15 protein-coding genes are annotated in these 17,216 nt (G+C 53.7%); 11 read left to right on the top strand and 4 right to left on the bottom strand.

Translation table 11 applies throughout. The features are described from left to right. Positions 1-103 precede the first annotated feature (103 nt). The gene (locus tag ACO0K9_RS10545; RefSeq protein WP_422984544.1) at positions 104-2,182 is read left to right on the top strand and encodes a M13 family metallopeptidase; all 2,079 of its coding nucleotides are present in this window, start codon (positions 104-106) and stop codon (positions 2,180-2,182) included. Positions 2,183-2,204: 22 nt separating this feature from the next. Here the strand turns inward: ACO0K9_RS10545 and ACO0K9_RS10540 are convergent, their stop codons facing one another. Both ACO0K9_RS10540 and ACO0K9_RS10535 read right to left on the bottom strand, forming a co-directional pair. Next, positions 2,205-3,059 carry a LytR/AlgR family response regulator transcription factor gene (locus ACO0K9_RS10540; protein ID WP_422984542.1) on the bottom strand — a complete coding sequence of 285 codons (855 nt, stop codon included), beginning with the start codon at positions 3,057-3,059 and terminating at the stop codon, positions 2,205-2,207. Beyond that, positions 3,056-4,255, bottom strand: coding sequence for a sensor histidine kinase (locus tag ACO0K9_RS10535; protein WP_422984540.1), 1,200 nt, complete (start codon positions 4,253-4,255; stop codon positions 3,056-3,058). Before ACO0K9_RS10535 ends, ACO0K9_RS10540 begins: the two co-directional genes overlap by 4 nt. Positions 4,256-4,398: 143 nt before the next feature. Between ACO0K9_RS10535 and ACO0K9_RS10530 the strand changes: the two genes are divergently transcribed. The 4 genes from ACO0K9_RS10530 to ACO0K9_RS10515 all read left to right on the top strand — a co-directional run bounded on the left by ACO0K9_RS10530 (position 4,399) and on the right by ACO0K9_RS10515 (position 8,043). Then, the gene (locus ACO0K9_RS10530) at positions 4,399-4,878 is read left to right on the top strand and encodes a (2Fe-2S)-binding protein (RefSeq protein WP_422984797.1); all 480 of its coding nucleotides are present in this window, start codon (positions 4,399-4,401) and stop codon (positions 4,876-4,878) included. Continuing rightward, on the top strand, positions 4,875-7,058 hold the full coding sequence (locus tag ACO0K9_RS10525) for a molybdopterin cofactor-binding domain-containing protein (protein WP_422984538.1): 2,184 nt from the start codon (positions 4,875-4,877) through the stop codon (positions 7,056-7,058). Before ACO0K9_RS10530 ends, ACO0K9_RS10525 begins: the two co-directional genes overlap by 4 nt. A 22-nt stretch (positions 7,059-7,080) precedes the next feature. Further along, the gene (locus ACO0K9_RS10520; RefSeq protein WP_422984536.1) at positions 7,081-7,452 is read left to right on the top strand and encodes a hypothetical protein; all 372 of its coding nucleotides are present in this window, start codon (positions 7,081-7,083) and stop codon (positions 7,450-7,452) included. A 198-nt stretch (positions 7,453-7,650) separates the two neighbouring features. After that, positions 7,651-8,043, top strand: coding sequence for an MAPEG family protein (locus ACO0K9_RS10515; protein WP_422984534.1), 393 nt, complete (start codon positions 7,651-7,653; stop codon positions 8,041-8,043). Positions 8,044-8,052: 9 nt separating this feature from the next. On the opposite strand, the gene ACO0K9_RS10510 is transcribed toward ACO0K9_RS10515, so the two are convergent. After that, positions 8,053-9,576 (bottom strand): tetratricopeptide repeat protein, encoded by a 1,524-nt coding sequence (locus tag ACO0K9_RS10510; RefSeq protein ID WP_422984532.1) that lies wholly within the window; start codon positions 9,574-9,576, stop codon positions 8,053-8,055. Between the two features lie 58 nt (positions 9,577-9,634). Here ACO0K9_RS10510 and ACO0K9_RS10505 point away from each other — a divergent pair, with 58 nt between their 5' ends. Beyond that, positions 9,635-9,892 (top strand): hypothetical protein, encoded by a 258-nt coding sequence (locus tag ACO0K9_RS10505; protein ID WP_422984530.1) that lies wholly within the window; start codon positions 9,635-9,637, stop codon positions 9,890-9,892. A 31-nt stretch (positions 9,893-9,923) separates the two neighbouring features. On the opposite strand, the gene ACO0K9_RS10500 is transcribed toward ACO0K9_RS10505, so the two are convergent. Continuing rightward, positions 9,924-10,472, bottom strand: a complete 549-nt coding sequence (locus tag ACO0K9_RS10500; protein ID WP_422984528.1) for a GNAT family N-acetyltransferase — start codon at positions 10,470-10,472, stop codon at positions 9,924-9,926. Positions 10,473-10,637: 165 nt separating this feature from the next. On the opposite strand from ACO0K9_RS10500, the gene ACO0K9_RS10495 reads away from it, so the two are divergent. From ACO0K9_RS10495 to ACO0K9_RS10475, 5 genes are all read left to right on the top strand, one after another. Beyond that, complete coding sequence (locus tag ACO0K9_RS10495; RefSeq protein WP_422984526.1) at positions 10,638-11,138, top strand: low molecular weight protein-tyrosine-phosphatase; 501 nt, start codon at positions 10,638-10,640, stop codon at positions 11,136-11,138. 16 nt (positions 11,139-11,154) lie between these two features. Further along, a complete protein-coding gene (locus tag ACO0K9_RS10490) occupies positions 11,155-11,382 on the top strand; it encodes a hypothetical protein (RefSeq protein WP_422984524.1) in 228 nt (75 codons plus the stop codon). Between the two features lie 12 nt (positions 11,383-11,394). After that, positions 11,395-12,351: a M23 family metallopeptidase gene (locus ACO0K9_RS10485; protein ID WP_422984522.1), complete on the top strand. Its 957-nt coding sequence runs from the start codon at positions 11,395-11,397 to the stop codon at positions 12,349-12,351. Between the two features lie 420 nt (positions 12,352-12,771). Next, positions 12,772-13,944: an efflux RND transporter periplasmic adaptor subunit gene (locus ACO0K9_RS10480; RefSeq protein WP_422984520.1), complete on the top strand. Its 1,173-nt coding sequence runs from the start codon at positions 12,772-12,774 to the stop codon at positions 13,942-13,944. A gap of 2 nt (positions 13,945-13,946) precedes the next feature. Beyond that, on the top strand, positions 13,947-17,186 hold the full coding sequence (locus tag ACO0K9_RS10475) for an efflux RND transporter permease subunit (RefSeq protein ID WP_422984518.1): 3,240 nt from the start codon (positions 13,947-13,949) through the stop codon (positions 17,184-17,186). The last annotated feature ends 30 nt before the right edge of the window (positions 17,187-17,216 follow it).

Genomic DNA, 17,216 nt, shown 5'->3' with positions numbered 1-17,216 from the left:
GCTGTTTTGCGTAAGTCTTAGCTTACTGTTTAATCGTGATTTGATCAGGTAACCTTACTAGTGGACTATAACAGTGGTCAAAACCCAAACAAGAAAGAAAATAATGAATCAGAAAAAATTTAAATTAAAGCCCATCGCGCACGTTTGCCTGCAAGTCATGCTGACTCTGCCGCTGATGCAGGTTCAGGCACAGGCTGCTGATGCGCCTGCTGCAAAAACAGCAACGGCGACAAAGAAAGACAGCGGCATGGATGCCACCGTCGCGCCGGGTGATGACTTTAATCGTTATGCCAATGGCGGCTGGGAAAAGACCGCAGTCATCCCTGATCATAAAGTCGCGGTAGGTATTTTTGATGTGCTGGTAGAAGAATCCGACGCCAAGGTCTTGAAGCTGATAGAACAGGCTACCAGGGCAGAGGCTGGCAGTACGACCCGCAAGATAGGTGATTTCTATACTTCTTACCTGAATACCGATGCCATCAATCAACGTGGCCTGGCGCCTTTACAGGGCGAGATGCAAAGCATTGCAGACCTGAAAGACAAAACTGCCCTGGCAAGCTACTTGGGCAAGCACCTGCGTGCCGATGTCGATCCTATCAATGCCACCAATGTGTTTACCGAAAACCTGTTTGGCCTGTGGGTGTCGCAAGGTTTCCACGACCATAGCAAATACATGCCTTATCTGCTGCAGGGTGGCCTGGGTTTGCCAGACCGTGAATACTATCTGTCAGCCAGCCCCAAGATGGCTGAACTGAGGAAAAATTATCTGGCGCATATCGCTGCTAGCCTGAAGCTGGCAAATGTGCCGGATGCAGAGCAGGCGGCCAGGCGTGTATTTGATCTGGAAATGCTGATCGCCAAAGGCAATGCAAACCGTGAAGCAACATCGGATGTCTTGAAGGCCGATAACACCTGGACTCTGGCCGACTTCAACAAGAAAGCCCGTGGCCTGGACTGGGCTGCCTATTTCAAGGCAGCCAGCCTGGATGGACAAAGTAAATTCATTATCTGGCATCCGGGTGCCTTGAAAGCTTCGTCTGCATTGGTGGCGAATACCCCGCTGGCCAACTGGCAGGATTATTTGCGCTTTCACGCCATCAACCAGCGTTCCAATGTATTGCCACAAGCCTTCTTTGATCAGCGCTTCAAGTTTTACAGCGCCTTAAGCGGTGCCAAAGCACCGCAACCACGCTGGAAATATGCGGTGGCAGCCACCAATAATGCCCTCGGTGAAGAAGTTGGCAAGCTGTATGTGGCCGAGAATTTTTCGCCAGAATCCAAGACCCGCATCAATGGCATGGTGAATAATCTGCTGGTCGCATTTGGCGAGCGGGTGCAGGCACTGAAATGGATGACGCCGGCCACCAAGCAGGAAGCCCTGGCAAAAATCAAATCCACCTATGTCGGCGTGGGTTACCCGGACAAGTGGCGTGACTATTCCGGCCTGGCTGTGGATGCGAATGACGCCTTTGGCAACCGTGAACGTTCGCAAGAATTTGAATACCGTCGCGCATTGGCAAAATTTAGCCAGCCTGTGGATGTCACCGAGTGGTGCATGAACCCGCAATTGGTGAATGCGGTCAACATGCCGCTGCAAAATGCCATCAACTTCCCGGCTGCTTACCTGCAATCACCCAACTTTGATTTGAATGCCAGCGATGCCAGCAATTACGGTGCACTGGGTGCCACCATAGGCCATGAGATCAGCCATAGCTTTGATAATTCCGGCGCCATGTTTGATGCGAAAGGTGAGTTACGTAACTGGTGGAGCAAGGCTGACCTGGCGCATTTCCAGGCATCTTCCAAGGCGCTGATTGCTCAATTTAACCAGTACAAACCCTTCCCTGATCTGGCTGTGAATGGCGCGCAGACCCTCGGTGAAAATATTGCCGACCTGGCTGGTCTGATGGCTGCTTACGATGCTTTTCACGCTTCGATGAAACAAAAAGGGCAGGCCATCACCAAAGACGATGACCAGGAATTTTTCCTGGCCTATGCGCGCAGCTGGCGTGGCAAAATGCGCGACGAAACCTTGCGTACAGTCGTCATTACCAACGAACATGCGCCAGGACAATACCGTGTATTGACGGTGCGTAACCTGGATGCCTGGTACGATGCCTTTGCCGTGCAACCTGGCCAAAAACTTTATCTCGCTCAGAAAGATAGGGTAAAGGTCTGGTAAAGATCTGGAAAAGCATGGAAGCTCAGGCAGGTCGCAAGCCATCGTGCATGCGCCGCCTGACTTCAGCAACATAACGCTCGCTGACGGCGACCTTGTCGCGGTTGGTGAGCACCAATTGATACACCCCATCGCCCAGCACATCAAGCTGGGTGAGCTGGTCGCAACGAACGATGGCGCTGCGGTGTACGCGCATAAAGCGGGCCGGGTCCAGATGTTTTTCCAACTGACTCAGTGAGACCCTGTGCAATACCTGGCGCTGGATTTGGTGCTGACTTGGGTTCTGACTTTGGTTCTGTATTTGGCTTTGTTCCAGATGCAATTGCATATAATTACCTGCCGCCTCTATCCATAACACATCATCCAGTTGTATGCATTCTATGCGGCCTATGGAGCGCACGCTGATCTGTTGCCAGTAAGCTGGCGTGGCATTCTTTGCTTCATCTTCTGCTTTTACATAATTGCCCAGCGCTTGTGCGTAGCTGGCTTGCTGGCGCAGCTTCAACATGGCGGCTGCACGTTCCAGAGCTTGTGTCAGGCGCTGGTCATCAAAGGGTTTCAGCAGATAGTCGAGTGCATGTAGTTCAAAGGCTTCTATTGCGTGGGCATTGAATGCTGTGACAAAGATGATCAGTGGCGGTGTTGTGGCCGTGGTCAGGCTCAGACTCAGGCTGCGTGCCAATGCCAGGCCGGTTTCGCGCGGCATCTGTATATCCAGGAAAATGACATCGACCGCCTGTTGTTCCAGCACTTCACGGGCCGTGGCGACGCTGGCGCATTCTGCCACGATCTGCCAGTCAGGATGATCTTGCAAGGCAAAGCGCAGATTGATGCGTCCTGGTTCTTCATCATCGACAATCAGTGCACGTATGCTGCTCATGATGTTGCACTTTCAGGCATATGCAGGGGCATGCGGATTTCAACTTCAAAACGGCTGTGCTCCGCATCCGATACTTTGCCACTATGCATGCTGGCGCGTCCGGCGTAGATCAGTTCCAGCCTGGCGCGGGTTTGTGGCAGGCCCAGCCCCAGACCGGGGTTGGCGGCTACCCCATCGGTCACGGTATTGCTGACCTTGATGCTGAGTTCTTCGCCATTCTGGCTGAACTGCATGCGGATATCGCTGCTGCCTTCATGACAATCAAGATCATGACGCAGAGCATTTTCCAACAAGGGCTGCAGCAGCAGCGGTGGGCAATCGCCGGCCAGCACGGTGGCGGTGTCGCCGTCGATGCGGATGTGCAGTCGTTCACCATAGCGTAGCCTTTGTAATTCCAGGTAATCACGGATGAACATCATCTCGTCTTCCAGACGTACCCAGTCCTTGCTGCTGGCTGTCAAGGCATAGCGCAATAAATCACTGAGCCGGTTCAGACCGGTCAGGGCGATACGCTTGTCATCACTTCTTACCAGGGCGCTAATGGCATTCAGGCAGTTGAAGATGAAATGGGGTTCCAGTTGACCGCGCAGGGTATTCAGTTTCTGTTCTTCCAGATCCAGTCGCAAGCGCAGTATGTCGTTCACGGATTGTTGCAGTACCTGTTCACGCACACGCGCCTGACGCCAGGTGCAGATGGCCAGCACCGCGATGAAGGTGCCGGTGGACCATGCAAATTCCAGAAAGACACCAAAGCCGCCAAGATCAAATATACCTTGCCGTAATTGCGGTAAGCCCAATGCCTGATTTTTTCTTAACAGATACAAGATATCGACATAAACGATTTCCAGGGGGAGAAAACACACTAACATCAAGCCATAGGCAAAGACGATGCCGCGTGTAGTGCTCAGAAATTTTTGACTACGCATGAAGATGATATACAGGCCAGTGCTGTATACCATCATCAAGCTATGACTACTGACCCAGCGCTCCAAAATATCAGTATACGTAGTTTGCATGTCCCGTTGTAGCTGATCGCCATAACTTCCCAATGCACCCATGGCACACATGCTGGTCCATATCAGGATGTTGGTGAGTAAAAGCTTGAGCAAACCGGCTACGGTGTTGGCCGCAGTCCGGGGTTTAAGCGTATTGTCAGAACTCAGGTTTTCCATACGGCACAGTATAGCAGCCGGCAAAGCGCCATTCCGCTATGGACAGGCGAGGTGGTAACAGGGTTTCGGGTTTTCATCACAAGCGCGTGCGCTGCTTTGCTCATTGCCAGATAATCCGCATTGCTGCTATCAATATCGATGGCGATCAATAGGGGAATGCTATGGATGTGAACCTGAAAGTCAATGGGCAGGCCCGCCAGTGCCAGGCCGATGGTGATACCCCGCTACTATGGATATTGCGTGAAGACCTAGGCCTGACCGGCACCAAATTCGCTTGTGGCGCTGGCCAGTGCGGTGCCTGCACCGTACACCTGGATGGACAGGCAATGCGCAGTTGCGTCATGCCGGTGCAGGCTTTGAATGGTCGCAGCGTCACCACCATAGAAGGCTTGTCAGCCGATCGCAGCCATGTCTTGCAACAAGCCTGGATAGAACACCAGGTGCCACAATGTGGTTATTGCCAGTCCGGTATGTTGATGGCTGCTGCCGCCTTATTGAAAACCACGCCCCGGCCCACAGACAGGCAAATCGATGCCGCCATCACCAACCTGTGTCGCTGCGGTACTTACCCACGCGTCAGGGCGGCGATCCACACGGCTGCCGCCAGGCTGAAACCGCAAGCTGGCAAGAAGGCGGCCAAGCCATGACAAGCATCGTTTCGCCCGCCCGCAGGAGTTTCCTGAAATCTTCCCTGGTCGCCGGTGCCTGGGTAGTGGGCAGTAGCGCGCTACCCATGCTGGACAGCCTGGCCGCAGATGAAAAAAACCAGACGGTTTCGCCATTCGATTTCTGGCTCAGCATGGATGCTGGCGGGCTGGTGACTGCCTACACCACCGTCACCAATCTAGGCCAGGGCACCCATGCAGCAATCGCCCAGATCGTCGCCGAAGAACTGGAAATGCCCTTGACAAAAGTACGCATAGAGCATGCGCCCGTCATCCAACAGTTTCATCAGAAATGGCCGCCAGGCATAACCACCTTCGCCAGTGCCGGTTTTAATTCTGCGCAAGCGACAGTAGCCCCGGCATGCGCGGCGGCCAGGCATATGCTGATACAGGCTGCGGCCCTGCAATGGCAAGTCGAGGCCAAAGACTGCATGGCTGCCAATGCACAAGTCCACCACCTTGCCAGCAAGCGCAGTCTGCCGTATACCGATTTGATCAAGGCAGCGGCGTTGTTGACGCCGCCAGAAAAGCCGACCGTCAAATCCCCCAAAGACTGGAAGCTGCTGGGACAATCAGCACCACGCCCCGATATCCCGGCACGGGTGGATGGCAGTGCCGTATTTGGTATTGATGTGCAGCGTCCCGGCATGCTGGTAGCGGCGGTATTACACGCGCCGCGTTTTGGCAGCACACTGTCAAGCGTCGATGATAGTGCGGCCCTGGCTGTCAAAGGTGTGCGCCAGGTGGTGCGGCTGGTAAATGCTGTTGCCGTGGTGGCGGATCGCTACTGGATTGCCAACAAGGCCGTGCAATTGTTAAAGCCAGTCTGGCAAGATGGCGCCCACGCACACATCAATACAGCAAGCATGCGTGACAGCCTGTTGACGGCTGTCGCAGCAGGACAGGGCAAGCCTGTGGCCAGTGCGCGGATACAGCATGCCGAGGCTACACAGAAGGCCATGGAAGCGGCAAAGACGCTTATCGATACGACCTATGATGTGCCATTTTTGGCCCATGCAACGATGGAGCCACTGAATGCAACGGTGGAAGTCACTGCCGATGGTGCGCAGGTCTGGCTTTCTACACAAAGCCAGACTGATACGCAAAAAGGAATTGCCAAAGCTTTGGGACTGCAGCCTGAGCAGGTGCACATCCATACCCAAAACGCGGGCGGTGGCTTTGGCCGCAGGCTGGAACATGATTTTGCCGTCGAAGCTGCCCTGATCGCCAAGGCGGCGGGTGTGCCGGTAAAAACCATATGGTCGCGTGAAAATGATATGCGGGCTGGGTATTACCGCCCCATCACCGCATCACGCGTGCGTCTGGCACTGGATCAGGATGATATGCCGCTGGCCTTGCGCCACGATACGGCGGGACCTTCGCTGCTGGAATATACCGGGGTAACGAATAGTCCGGCGGAAGATGGCTTTGACTGGACCTATCTCATGGGCTGGTTTAGCAGCAGTTATCGTTTCCCCTTGTTTGATACACGCTGGACCAGGGTGGATTTTGGCGTGCCCTGTTCTTACTGGCGTTCGGTAGGGAATTCGCAAAACTGCTTCTTCCTTGAACATACGCTGGAACAGGCGGCACGCAGCGCGGGTATGGATAGCCTGGAATACCGGCGGCGTCTATTGAAACACAATCCCAAGGCTATCAGTTTTATCAATGCCCTGGCAGAACGCGCAGGCTGGAACAAGCCGCTGGCAAAAAACCATTATCGTGGCTTTGCCATGAATGGCCTTGGCGATATACAGTTCAGTGGCCATATCGTTGAAATTGCCGTGGTCAAGCCGGGGCAATTCCGTCTGCTCAACATTACGGCAGCAATCAATCCTGGCTTGGTTGCCAATCCCAAGGCGGTCGAAGCGCAAATGATGGGCGGTACCTTGTTTGGTTTGTCGGCGGCTCTGTTTGGTGAAATCAGCTTCAAGGATGGCCAGGTTGAACAGGGTAATTTTGATACCTATCGCCTGGTCAGCCTGGCGCAGACACCGGAACTGGATGTGCTGGTCATCAGCACGGGAGAAAAAACCAAAGGAGTAGGTGAAGAAGGCCCGCCATCCATAGGGCCGGCAATCGCCAATGCCTTGCTGGCGGCCAGTGGCAAGCCTGTTACCCGCTTACCCTTGACGCAGGCAGGCTGGCAACTGGTGACTTGACACGATACTTGTTCACGAGTCCATGCAAGATATAGGTGTTGAAAATAAAATCGGCGCAATCTGCGCCGATTTTATTCTTACCTACTGCTTTGCCAGCAAGCTAAAGCTTGTCAATTATTTTGCGGGTGCTGCTTTTACTTCTTCGGTTTTTGCTGCCTTTTTTGCTTTGACATGTTTCACATGTTTCACAGCTTTTTTCTCAACTGCTGGGGCAGGTGCTGGTGCGGCAGCAGATGCCGATGCGCTGGCAGAGGCTACTGGTGGAACCGCAGTTTTTGCTGGCTCAGCAGGAGTTTTAGCGAACGCTGTACCCATGGCGAAGGTAGCAGCAACGAGAGTGGCGATCAGCTTGTTCATATTGAATCCTGTTCTGTGGTTGATTTCTTTGACGTAGTCAGTCTACGTAAGCCAAGAACGCGAGCGGGAGCAATTGTGTTGACAAAGAATGTGTTGCGAATTGTTACCTGGACACATTTCATCGATAGACATCTCACCCCTGTTGATGAAATAAGTTCTGCGGAATCGCCACGTGGTATTGTGCAGGCTTGGCACTATCATTGCCATCAACATTGGACCATTGGAGGAGAAAAAAATGAGCATAGCAAACTGGTGCGTACTGGCAGCATGTGTATTACCCGTGATCAGTGTCGGTCTGGCCAAGGGCGGATCGGCAAGGAAGAATGGCCAGAACCAGGTCTATGATAATCAGGCACCGCGCGAATGGGCAAAAGGTTTGAGTGGCTGGCAGCAAAGAGCCCATGCGGCACAACAAAACGGTTTTGAAGCCTTGCCCTTATTTATTGCTGCCGTGGTTCTGGCGCAGCAGTCCCATGCCGATCAGGTACGCATAGACCAACTGGCGCTACTGTTCGTCGCCATCCGGATTGTGTACATCATCACCTATCTGGCGAATCAGGCTGCATTGCGCTCATTGGTCTGGTTTGCCGGTGTCGTTACGTCGGTGGCGATACTTGCCATGGCCTGAATCTGCGCGTCAGATTTTTTGCATGAGCATGATGTGAATGGCGATATCTTCGCCATGATCGCGGCGTGCAAATTCCTGCTGTGTTTCCATGATGATGAAACCATGTTGCTGTGCCAGTAGCTGCAGGTAATGTGCAGCATGCGCATAGCGATGTGAAGGCCGCAGGCAAAAATTGGCTGTTTCACCTGCTGTTTTACCTACTGTATCGGCGGCCTCGGCTGAAAACGCAAACAGGCCGCCATGACGCAGCACGCGACTGACTTCGGCAAATACCTGTTGCAAGTCGCCGATATACACAAATACGTCGGCAGCGACGATCAGGTCATAGTCTGCTGCGGTGGCAGTCAGCAGGAAGCTGGTAATGTCGGCGCAATGCAAGCTATCGTACAGCCCGGTATTTCTTGCCTTTGCCAGCATTTTTTCTGACAGGTCGACACCCACCAGCCTGTTTGAAAAGTGGCGCAATGAAGGTGCACACAAACCCGTACCGCAACCCAGATCCAGGCTGCTGTAGCTTGCAGGGCCACGGTGCCGCTGTATGGCGGCGGCTAGCAAATCAGGTACGGTGTAGCCGAGTACATCCAGCAAATGGCGGTCAAAATGATCGGCATACTGGTCAAACAATTCTGCCACATAGCCTGGTGGTGCGGCTGCCGGTGTATCACCTGTCCCCAATGCGGCCAGGGCGTAGCGAATCTGCTCTGCATTGGCACCCTGCGCCAGTGCGTTCTGATAGGCGGTAATGGCTTCATCATTGCGTTGTAGCAGGCGCAGGCAATGGCCGCGCTGCTGATGTGCTTTGGCGAAATCGGCCTTGCCTGCCAGTGCCTGGTCGATACTATGCAAAGCAGCTTCGTATTGCTGCAGGTTTTGCAGCAGCATGCCACGGTTGCACCAGGCTTCACTATGCCTGGGGTTTTGTTGCAGCAGGTGGTCGTAGTCTTGCAAGGCTTCTTCATGGGCATGCAGGTATTGCAGGCTGACAGCGCGGGCGAACAGGGCTTCGGAATAATGGTTTCGCAAGGCCAGGGCATCATCAAAGTCGGGCAATGCAGATTCGTGTTCAGCCAGTTCCTGCAACAGCAGGCCACGGTTCAACAATGCTTCTGGATAGGCGGGTGTGATCTGCAAAGCCTGGTCATAGCTGGCCAGTGCCTGCTCCGTCTGGCCCAGGCTACGCAGGGCATTGCCACGGTTATTGCAGGCCATGGCGTAATCCGGTTTCAACAGCAAGGCCCGGTCATAACTGGCCACCGCCTCTTGCGAGCGCCCCAGGTCTTGCAGGGCTGCTCCCAGATTACAATGGGCGATCGCTTGCTGCGGGTTGACGGCAATAGCCTGTTGCAGGCGCTTGACGGCTGTCTCTGCATCACCGCGCTGGCGCGCCAGCACCCCCAGCAGTTGCAGGGCGTCAAACTGGGCCGGTTGCAGTTGCAGCACTTGCAGATACAATGCTTCTGCCTGCTCAGACTGGCCCTGTTGATGGTGGGCGAGCGCCTGTTCCAGCAGGGCCGGTATATTTACTGTTTTCATGGATGAAACTGGAATAGCCTCTTATACTGCAACATGCACGCCATTTTAAAGGTCACTCATGCTGGATGAACAGGAACTCACCACCTTATTGTTAAGCTTGTTGCCCAGCCCTGCGTTTCTTTACGGTGCCCTCATTTTTGGCATACTGGGCATGGCGGCCTATGCCTATGGCAGGAGAAAAGCCAGCACCCGCATTAAATGGCTGGCCATATGCCTGATGTTTTATCCCTATCTGGTAGGCAATGAAACCTGGGCGCTTTACTTGATAGGTGTGGCCTTGTGCGGAGCAATCTATTTTTATCACGACAAATCCTGATTCCTGATCAGGAATGTGCAAGCCCCTGGAGTCAGGACAGGATTTTTTCCATTTCTTCAAACTGCAGGTTTTCTACCAGCATCTGTTCCTTGCCATTGTCTGAAGGGAAGGGCTTGAGGCGACCTGTGCGTACATAGCCACGGCGTTGGTAGTAAGCAATCAGTTCTTTCCTGACGCTGATGACAGTCATCCAGATTTTGTCTATGCCCCATAATTCTTGTGCATGCTGTTCAGCCATCTGCATGAAATGCTTGCCGATGCCGTTTCCTTGCAGCACTGGGCGCACTACAAACATGCCCAGGTAAGCAGCGCCTTCCGTTTTCTCCAGATTGACACAGCCTATGATGTCTTCATCTTGCACGCATAGCAGGATGACTGAACCGGGCGTGGCGATCAACTTGCGTACTTCAGGCGCAAGTATGCGTGAACCCTGTAATAAATCGGCTTCCGTAGTCCAGCCCTGGCGGCTGCTGTCGCCACGGTAGGCGCTATTGACCAGGTCAGCGATCACTTCGGCGTCAGCATCAACAGCGGGGCGAAAACTGATGGTTGTTGTATCGGTTGAAATGGTTTTTGTCATACGTGGCTATATGAAATGAGTTCTGGTTGGGGCTGAAATAATAGCATGTGTTTCCCCCACGCCAGAATCTGGCTTTGCTGCTGCTAAAACCACGTGTTAGCATGTCATGACGCAAGCAAGATTTAGATTTTTCTCAAGAATTTCCTGATATTTTCTGATTTAGCGATGAAAAACTCCACCACCAGGGCGGTTTTGTTTGTCTGCATGGGCAATATTTGCCGTTCGCCCAGTGCCGAAGGAGTATTCCGCGCCCATGCTGCAGCCGCGCGGCTGGATGTGCATATCGATTCTGCCGGTACCCATGCTTATCACATCGGCGAGCCACCGGACCCACGTTCGCAGGAATTTGCTGCCCGCCGGGGTTTCGATTTGTCCCGGCAAAGAGCGCGCAAGCTCAGTACCGATGATTTTGAAAAATTTGATTTGTTGCTGGCCATGGACAAAGACAATCTGGCGAGAATGAAAGCGGCCTGCCCGGCGGTGCATCAGCACAAGTTGAAGCTGATGATGGAGTATGCCAGCCAAAGTGACAGCGATATTGTGCCCGACCCCTACTATGGCGGCCCGGATGGCTTTGATCTGGTGCTGGATTACCTGGAAGATGCCAGCGCTGGCCTGATCCGCGTCATGCAGCAGACACTCAGCAAAATACCCAGCAAAACCTAAAGAGAGGAGAAGGATGATGCAGGCACAAGACCTGGAATTTGTCACGAATGCCATACGCGACTATGTGCGGCAGCGCCCAAACAGTGCCGATACCGCCGAAGGTATTGCCAATTTCTGGATAAACTGGCCGGGTGAAGTATTGCCCATGTCGGTGGTATTACCGATACTTGAGAGCATGCGCCATGCCGGTGAACTTGAAAGCATGGCGGTAGGCGGTCGCACTATCTGGCGTGCCGCTCGCTAAGGTTTGCGCTAAATGTCTATATCAGTGGGACGGAATTTTTTTATCGTCATCTCTTTTTGTCTTCTGTCCTGGTGCCAGTTTTCATTCGCCTATGCCGGTAATGAACTGGTGAAGATAGAAACAGTCAAAAAAGCCGGTTCAGATACCGTGATTGCCACCAATAACAGCCGCATGCCGGTGATGGTGACGCTGCAACTCAGCAGTTCCAGTAACCTGGCGTCGAGTCGCAACTGGCCCATACAAGTGCAACTGGCGGGTGGACAAAGCATGGAACTGGTAGAAGTATCCGCTGCCAACAAGCAGTTTGGTTACACGTTTTATTACAGTAGCCAGTTCGTTCAGGGTGACGCCTGGGCGCGGCATGATGCGGGTGTCAGCTACCGCATCCCCTTTCTTGCCGGCCAGGCTTTTCAGATTCTGCAATCGGCCGATGGGCCCTTGTTCACGCATACCACGGTGGCGACACGCTATGCGGTGGATATCAATATGCCTGTCGGTACCACAGTCATCGCGGCACGGGCCGGCATCGTGGTGGAAGTGGTGCGTCAGTTTGCTGACAATGGCAAAGCGGAAGCCGAATTCTTTGACAAGGCCAACTATGTGCGCGTCCTGCATGACGATGGCAGCTGGGCTGACTATGTCCACCTGATGCAAAACTCCACGCAGGTGCAGCCTGGCCAGCGGGTGGAGGTCGGGAATCTGCTGGGCCTGTCTGGCAATAGCGGCTTTTCGACTACGCCGCACCTGCATTTTCATGTGCAGGTGAACCAGAACGGCACCATCATTTCCCTGCCATTTCGCTTTCGCAATGCGCATGACGGGGTCTTTACCCCGCTCTACCAGACCTGGCTCATTCCCGATGCGCAAAACCTGACAGCTAGCAAGACAAAAACCAGAAAGACCTTGCGCGAATGCCTGCCAACAGGCAAGGCGATTGATGATGCCGTGATACGCTGTCTGTCGTCCTAGAACCTGTTTAGATATAAGCGCACGCTTGATCGTTTTTGTTACTGGCTATCACGTGTATGCTATTGATGCATTTGAACTACATGCGCTGGATGGAACTGCATCCTGACAAGAGCGTGGCATTTCATTGCATGCGCCTGGGTCAACTGGAAGAATAACTGGACCCATCCTTATTTTCACCGTTTATCATCTGGACCTGACGAAAATAGCAGCGACCTGGCATACCCGGATTGGAACTTATCAGGCGTATTTGGGTCTGACCCGACACAAATCCAGTATGGCCAAATGCATTTCAACCCGCGAAAACTGCATTTCATCCATAAAAAAGAGCAATTCAAAACCTGGGGTATTGAACTGGACAAGCCCTCGGTGAATACTCTCTCATCCAATTTTCCCAATAACAAATAGCGACAGGGATTCATCATGTTACGTAAAACACTCCTCGTTCTTGCCATTGCATCCGCCCTGGCAGCCTGCAGCAAAGACAAAGCCACGGCCAGTGCAAGTTCCAGCGCCAGTGCCACAGCAGACAAGAGTGGGGCCGCGGACAAAAAACCACCGGTCAAGCTGGTGATTGCGCCAGAAGACATCATGACCGTGCAAAGCAATGCCCTGGCATCTGGGCCTGTCGTTACCGGCTCGATACAGCCTGAACGCAAGGCAGACCTGCGTGCCGAGGTCGGTGCCGTGGTGCTGCAAGTGTTGAAAGAAAACGGTGATGTCGTCAAACGTGGCGATATCCTGGTGAAGCTGGATGAAACCTCGATCCGCGACAACCTCAATTCAGCCGAAGACAATGCCCGTAGTGCCGCCATGGCCCTGGACCAGTCCGACCGTGCCCTGCAAAGGCTGAAAACCTTGCGCGCATCCGGCATGACATCCTTGCAGGCGCTGGATGATGCCGAAGTGCGTCGCAACAGTGCCCAGAGCGAACTGTCGGCTTCCCGCGCCCGTGCGGTGGTGGCACGCCAGCAATTGCAGCGTACCGTCGTACGTGCCCCGTTTGACGGCGTCGTCAGCGAGCGCAAGGTGTCGGCTGGTGATACTGCCTCGATAGGCAAGGAACTGGTCAAGGTCATCGACCCGACCAGTATGCGTTTTGCCGGTCACGTATCCACCGACAAGATTGCCCTGGTCAAAGTCGGTCAGCCGGTAGGCTTTCGTATCAATGGCTATGCCGGGCAGGAATTCCGTGGCAAGGTGACCCGGGTAGACCCGGCAGCCAATGATGTGACACGCCAGGTGGAAGTGCTGGTGGCGTTTGCCGACAGCAACCAGCCACGGGTATCCGGCCTGTATGCCGAAGGCAATATTGAAGCCGCCACCGTCAGCGCCCTGATGTTGCCGGAAGCGGCAGTCGTCAAGGCCGGTGACAAGGCCTATGCCTGGAAAGTGGCGGGCAAGACCCTGAGCCGGGTGGATTTGCAGATCGGCAAACGTGACCAGCGTACCGGCAATTATGAAATTCGCAGCGGGCTGGCGGCGGGTGACGTGATCATGCGCAGCCCCAGCTCCAGCTTCAAGGATGGTCAGAACATAGAAATGGCAGCGGCCAAAGTGGCCGTGGCTGACGCCACTCCAGCGCAAGGGAAATAATCATGTTCTTATCCGATTTCAGTATCAAAAAGCCGACCGCGACGATCGTACTGATCATCGCCCTGATGGCTTTGGGTTTGCTGGCCCTCAGCAAACTGAGGGTGAACCAGAATCCGGATGTTGAAGTGCCGGGCCTGTCTGTCGTCATGCCTTATCCCGGTGCATCACCGGATACGGTGGAACGCGAAATCATCAACCGTGTTGAAAAATCCTTGCAGGCAGTATCCGGTGCGCAGGAAGTCTGGGCAACGGCAGCAGAAAACAGTGGCCGTTTCGATATCCGCTTCACCTTCAAGAAAAACATGATCGAGGCTTCGGATGAAGTCCGGAATGTGATTTCCACCTTGCGCTATAAATTACCGACAGAAATGCGCGAACCTGTCATACAGCGCTGGGATCCGGGTGCACAGCCTATCCTGAACATGGCACTGTCATCCAGCAAGCAAACGCATGCCGAGATTTCACGCCTGGCCGAAGATAGCCTGGCCGACAAGCTGCGTAGTATCAATGGCGTGGCCACGGTGGAAGTCACCGGTTCTTTGAAGCGTGAACTGTCAGTATTGCTGCGTGCAGAAAAATTGCGTGAATTTAATGTTTCGGTTGGTGATGTCGTGAGCGCCCTGCGCAATCAGAACACCAATGCCCCGGTCGGCAAGATACGCGGCAACCTGGATGAAGAAAGCATACGCTTGGTAGGCCGTATTGAATCGCCAGAAGAATTCCAGAACATCGTTGTCAAACGAAACGGCGAGCAGATCGTCCGTCTGGCGCAGGTGGCCACTATCAATGACAGCTTTGCCGACGTGAACGGCCTCAGCATACGCAGCGGCAAGCCAAATGTGGGTATTTATGTGACCCGTGCCCGTGATGCCAGTACCGTTAGCGTGGCGCAGGCGGTGCGCGACAAGGTCAAGGAAATCAACAAGGACCTGGAAAAGAACCTGCCAGGTACCAAGCTTGAAATCACCCGTGACGGTGGTGAAGACGCCCAGCGCAGCCTGAACAACGTGATCGAATCACTGATACTGGGTGCAGGCCTGACCATCTTCGTGGTGTATGCCTTCCTGAATTCATGGCGCTCGACCCTGATCACTGCGCTGAGCTTGCCGACTTCGGTCATCGCCGCCTTCATTGCGGTATGGCTGTGTGGTTTTACCCTGAACTTCATGACCTTGCTGGGCCTGTCGCTGGCGATAGGCGTATTGATCGATGATGCGATTGTGGTGCGGGAAAATATTGTGCGCCATATGCAAAACGGTTCTGACCGTCGCACTGCGGCGCTGGAAGGTACAGCTGAAATTGGCATGGCCGTGGCAGCAACCACGTTTTCCATCATTGCGGTGTTTATCCCTGTGGCTTTCATGCCTGGCATGCCGGGTGAATGGTTCCGCCCGTTTGCGCTGACGGTGGCCTGTTCGGTGCTGGTCAGCCTGGGTATTTCCTTCACGCTTGACCCTATGTTGTCGGCATACTGGGGTGATCCACCAGACCATCATACTGCACCAAAAACAGGTATCAGCAAGGTATTGGCACGTTTCAATGACTGGTTTGATCATCAGTCTGACCGTTACAGCAAAGTGATTGCCTGGGCCCTGCATCACAGGCGCTGGATGAGTGCGATTGCCTTGACCAGCCTGGTGGCTGCGCTGGGTGTACAGATGAAGTGGGGCGGCACCAGCTTTTTGCCAACCGCAGATTCCGGCAACCTGATGATCACCGTGCGGACACCGGCTTCGTCATCCGTAGAATATGCACGCCTGAAAATGGAAAGAGCCGCAGAAATTGCGCGTGGTATTCCAGAAACCAAGGACACCAATAGCAATATCACGGCAGCCGGTGGTCGCATTTATGTGGATATAGGCAAGCGTACCCAGCGCAAACGCAGCGCCAAGGAAATCGCAGTTGAATTGCGCGAAAAAGTAAGAGCCCTGGTGGGTGCCGAATATGTAGTGCTGGACGATTTGAACAACGGCGCACAAAAACCGGTGCAGATAGAATTTACCGGCCCGGATTCACGCAAGTTGCTGGAAATCACCAGTGCTTACATGGACAAATTGCGCCAGGTTCCAGGTGCAGTCGATGTTGGCCTGTCTGAACAAGATCCTAAAAAGGAATTGAAGATAGAACTGAATCGCGGCCTTGCCAATTCCATGGGCATTTCCTCGAACGATGCCGCGCAGGCCTTGCGTGTCGCCTTTGCCGGTATCGAAGTCGGTGACTGGGTTGACCCTACCGGTGAAACCCGTGATGTGGCAGTGCGCCTGCATCCGGATGACCGTGTCAGCAAAGAAAACATAGAACGCCTGCCTATCGCTGTATCTGGCACCAGCCAGATGGTACCGCTTGATCAGATCGCCACTGTCACCATGGGCAAAGGACCCTCCGGGATTGAGCATGCGAATGGCAAACGTACCATTACCGTGTCTGCCAATGCGCAAGGACGCTCCAACGGTGAAGTCATTGCTGACGCCATGAAACTGGCACAGTCCTTTGATTACCCGCCAGGCTATGGCCTGTCACTGGGTGGTTCTGGCCAGGATCAGCAAGAAGTGTTCGGTGCCATGCTGATTGCCTTGTTGTCAGGTATCGGTTTGATGTACCTGATACTGGTGATACAGTTCGGTTCCTTCACGGCCCCGCTGGGCGTGATGTTGTCGCTGCCCTTGTCTTTGATTGGTGTGGTACTGGCCTTGCTGATTACCGGCAGTACCCTGAACCTGATGAGTTTTATCGGCATCATCATGCTCATGGGTCTGGTGGCAAAGAATGCGATTTTGTTGCTGGATGCAGCCCGCAAACGCGAATCAGAAGGTTATGACCGTGAAGATGCACTCATGCATGCAGGTCGCGTGCGTCTGCGTCCTATCCTGATGACAACCTTTGCATTGATTGCCGGCATGATGCCTGTTGCGCTGGGCTTGGGTGAAGGGGGCGAGTTTTATCGTCCGCTGGCAATCGCGATTATCGGCGGCACCATCACTTCCACCATCCTGACACTGCTGGTTGTGCCTACCTTCTATGACAGTATAGAAATTGCACGCGACCGCATGATGGCAAAAATGCGCAGGCGCATGGCAGAACGCAACCCGCTGCTGGGCTTTTGCATGACCATGCTGGAAGCGATATTTACTTTGTTGTTCATACGCTTGATATATCGCACTTTGATGAAACTTATTGGCATGCTCACTGGTCGAAATCCTAAAGCAGCAAGCCCGCTGACGATCAAGCCAGAAAATGCATGAGCTAGAACAATAAACAAAAACAATGGAATG

It is taken from the genome of Undibacterium sp. Ji50W (genome assembly GCF_049340445.1).
Classification (GTDB): Bacteria; Pseudomonadota; Gammaproteobacteria; order Burkholderiales; family Burkholderiaceae_D; genus Undibacterium.
This window is presented reverse-complemented; position numbering and strand designations above follow the sequence as displayed.

What these genes read in the sequence shown, in the direction of transcription:
- ACO0K9_RS10545 (WP_422984544.1), top strand. Translation starts at nt 104, where the DNA reads ATGAATCAGAAAAAATTTAAATTAAAGCCCATCGCGCACGTTTGCCTG.
- ACO0K9_RS10540 (WP_422984542.1), bottom strand. Translation starts at nt 3,059, where the DNA reads ATGAGCAGCATACGTGCACTGATTGTCGATGATGAAGAACCAGGACGC.
- ACO0K9_RS10525 (WP_422984538.1), top strand. Translation starts at nt 4,875, where the DNA reads ATGACAAGCATCGTTTCGCCCGCCCGCAGGAGTTTCCTGAAATCTTCC.
- ACO0K9_RS10520 (WP_422984536.1), top strand. Translation starts at nt 7,081, where the DNA reads ATGCAAGATATAGGTGTTGAAAATAAAATCGGCGCAATCTGCGCCGAT.
- ACO0K9_RS10515 (WP_422984534.1), top strand. Translation starts at nt 7,651, where the DNA reads ATGAGCATAGCAAACTGGTGCGTACTGGCAGCATGTGTATTACCCGTG.
- ACO0K9_RS10510 (WP_422984532.1), bottom strand. Translation starts at nt 9,576, where the DNA reads ATGAAAACAGTAAATATACCGGCCCTGCTGGAACAGGCGCTCGCCCAC.
- ACO0K9_RS10505 (WP_422984530.1), top strand. Translation starts at nt 9,635, where the DNA reads ATGCTGGATGAACAGGAACTCACCACCTTATTGTTAAGCTTGTTGCCC.
- ACO0K9_RS10500 (WP_422984528.1), bottom strand. Translation starts at nt 10,472, where the DNA reads ATGACAAAAACCATTTCAACCGATACAACAACCATCAGTTTTCGCCCC.
- ACO0K9_RS10495 (WP_422984526.1), top strand. Translation starts at nt 10,638, where the DNA reads ATGAAAAACTCCACCACCAGGGCGGTTTTGTTTGTCTGCATGGGCAAT.
- ACO0K9_RS10490 (WP_422984524.1), top strand. Translation starts at nt 11,155, where the DNA reads ATGCAGGCACAAGACCTGGAATTTGTCACGAATGCCATACGCGACTAT.
- ACO0K9_RS10485 (WP_422984522.1), top strand. Translation starts at nt 11,395, where the DNA reads ATGTCTATATCAGTGGGACGGAATTTTTTTATCGTCATCTCTTTTTGT.
- ACO0K9_RS10480 (WP_422984520.1), top strand. Translation starts at nt 12,772, where the DNA reads ATGTTACGTAAAACACTCCTCGTTCTTGCCATTGCATCCGCCCTGGCA.
- ACO0K9_RS10475 (WP_422984518.1), top strand. Translation starts at nt 13,947, where the DNA reads ATGTTCTTATCCGATTTCAGTATCAAAAAGCCGACCGCGACGATCGTA.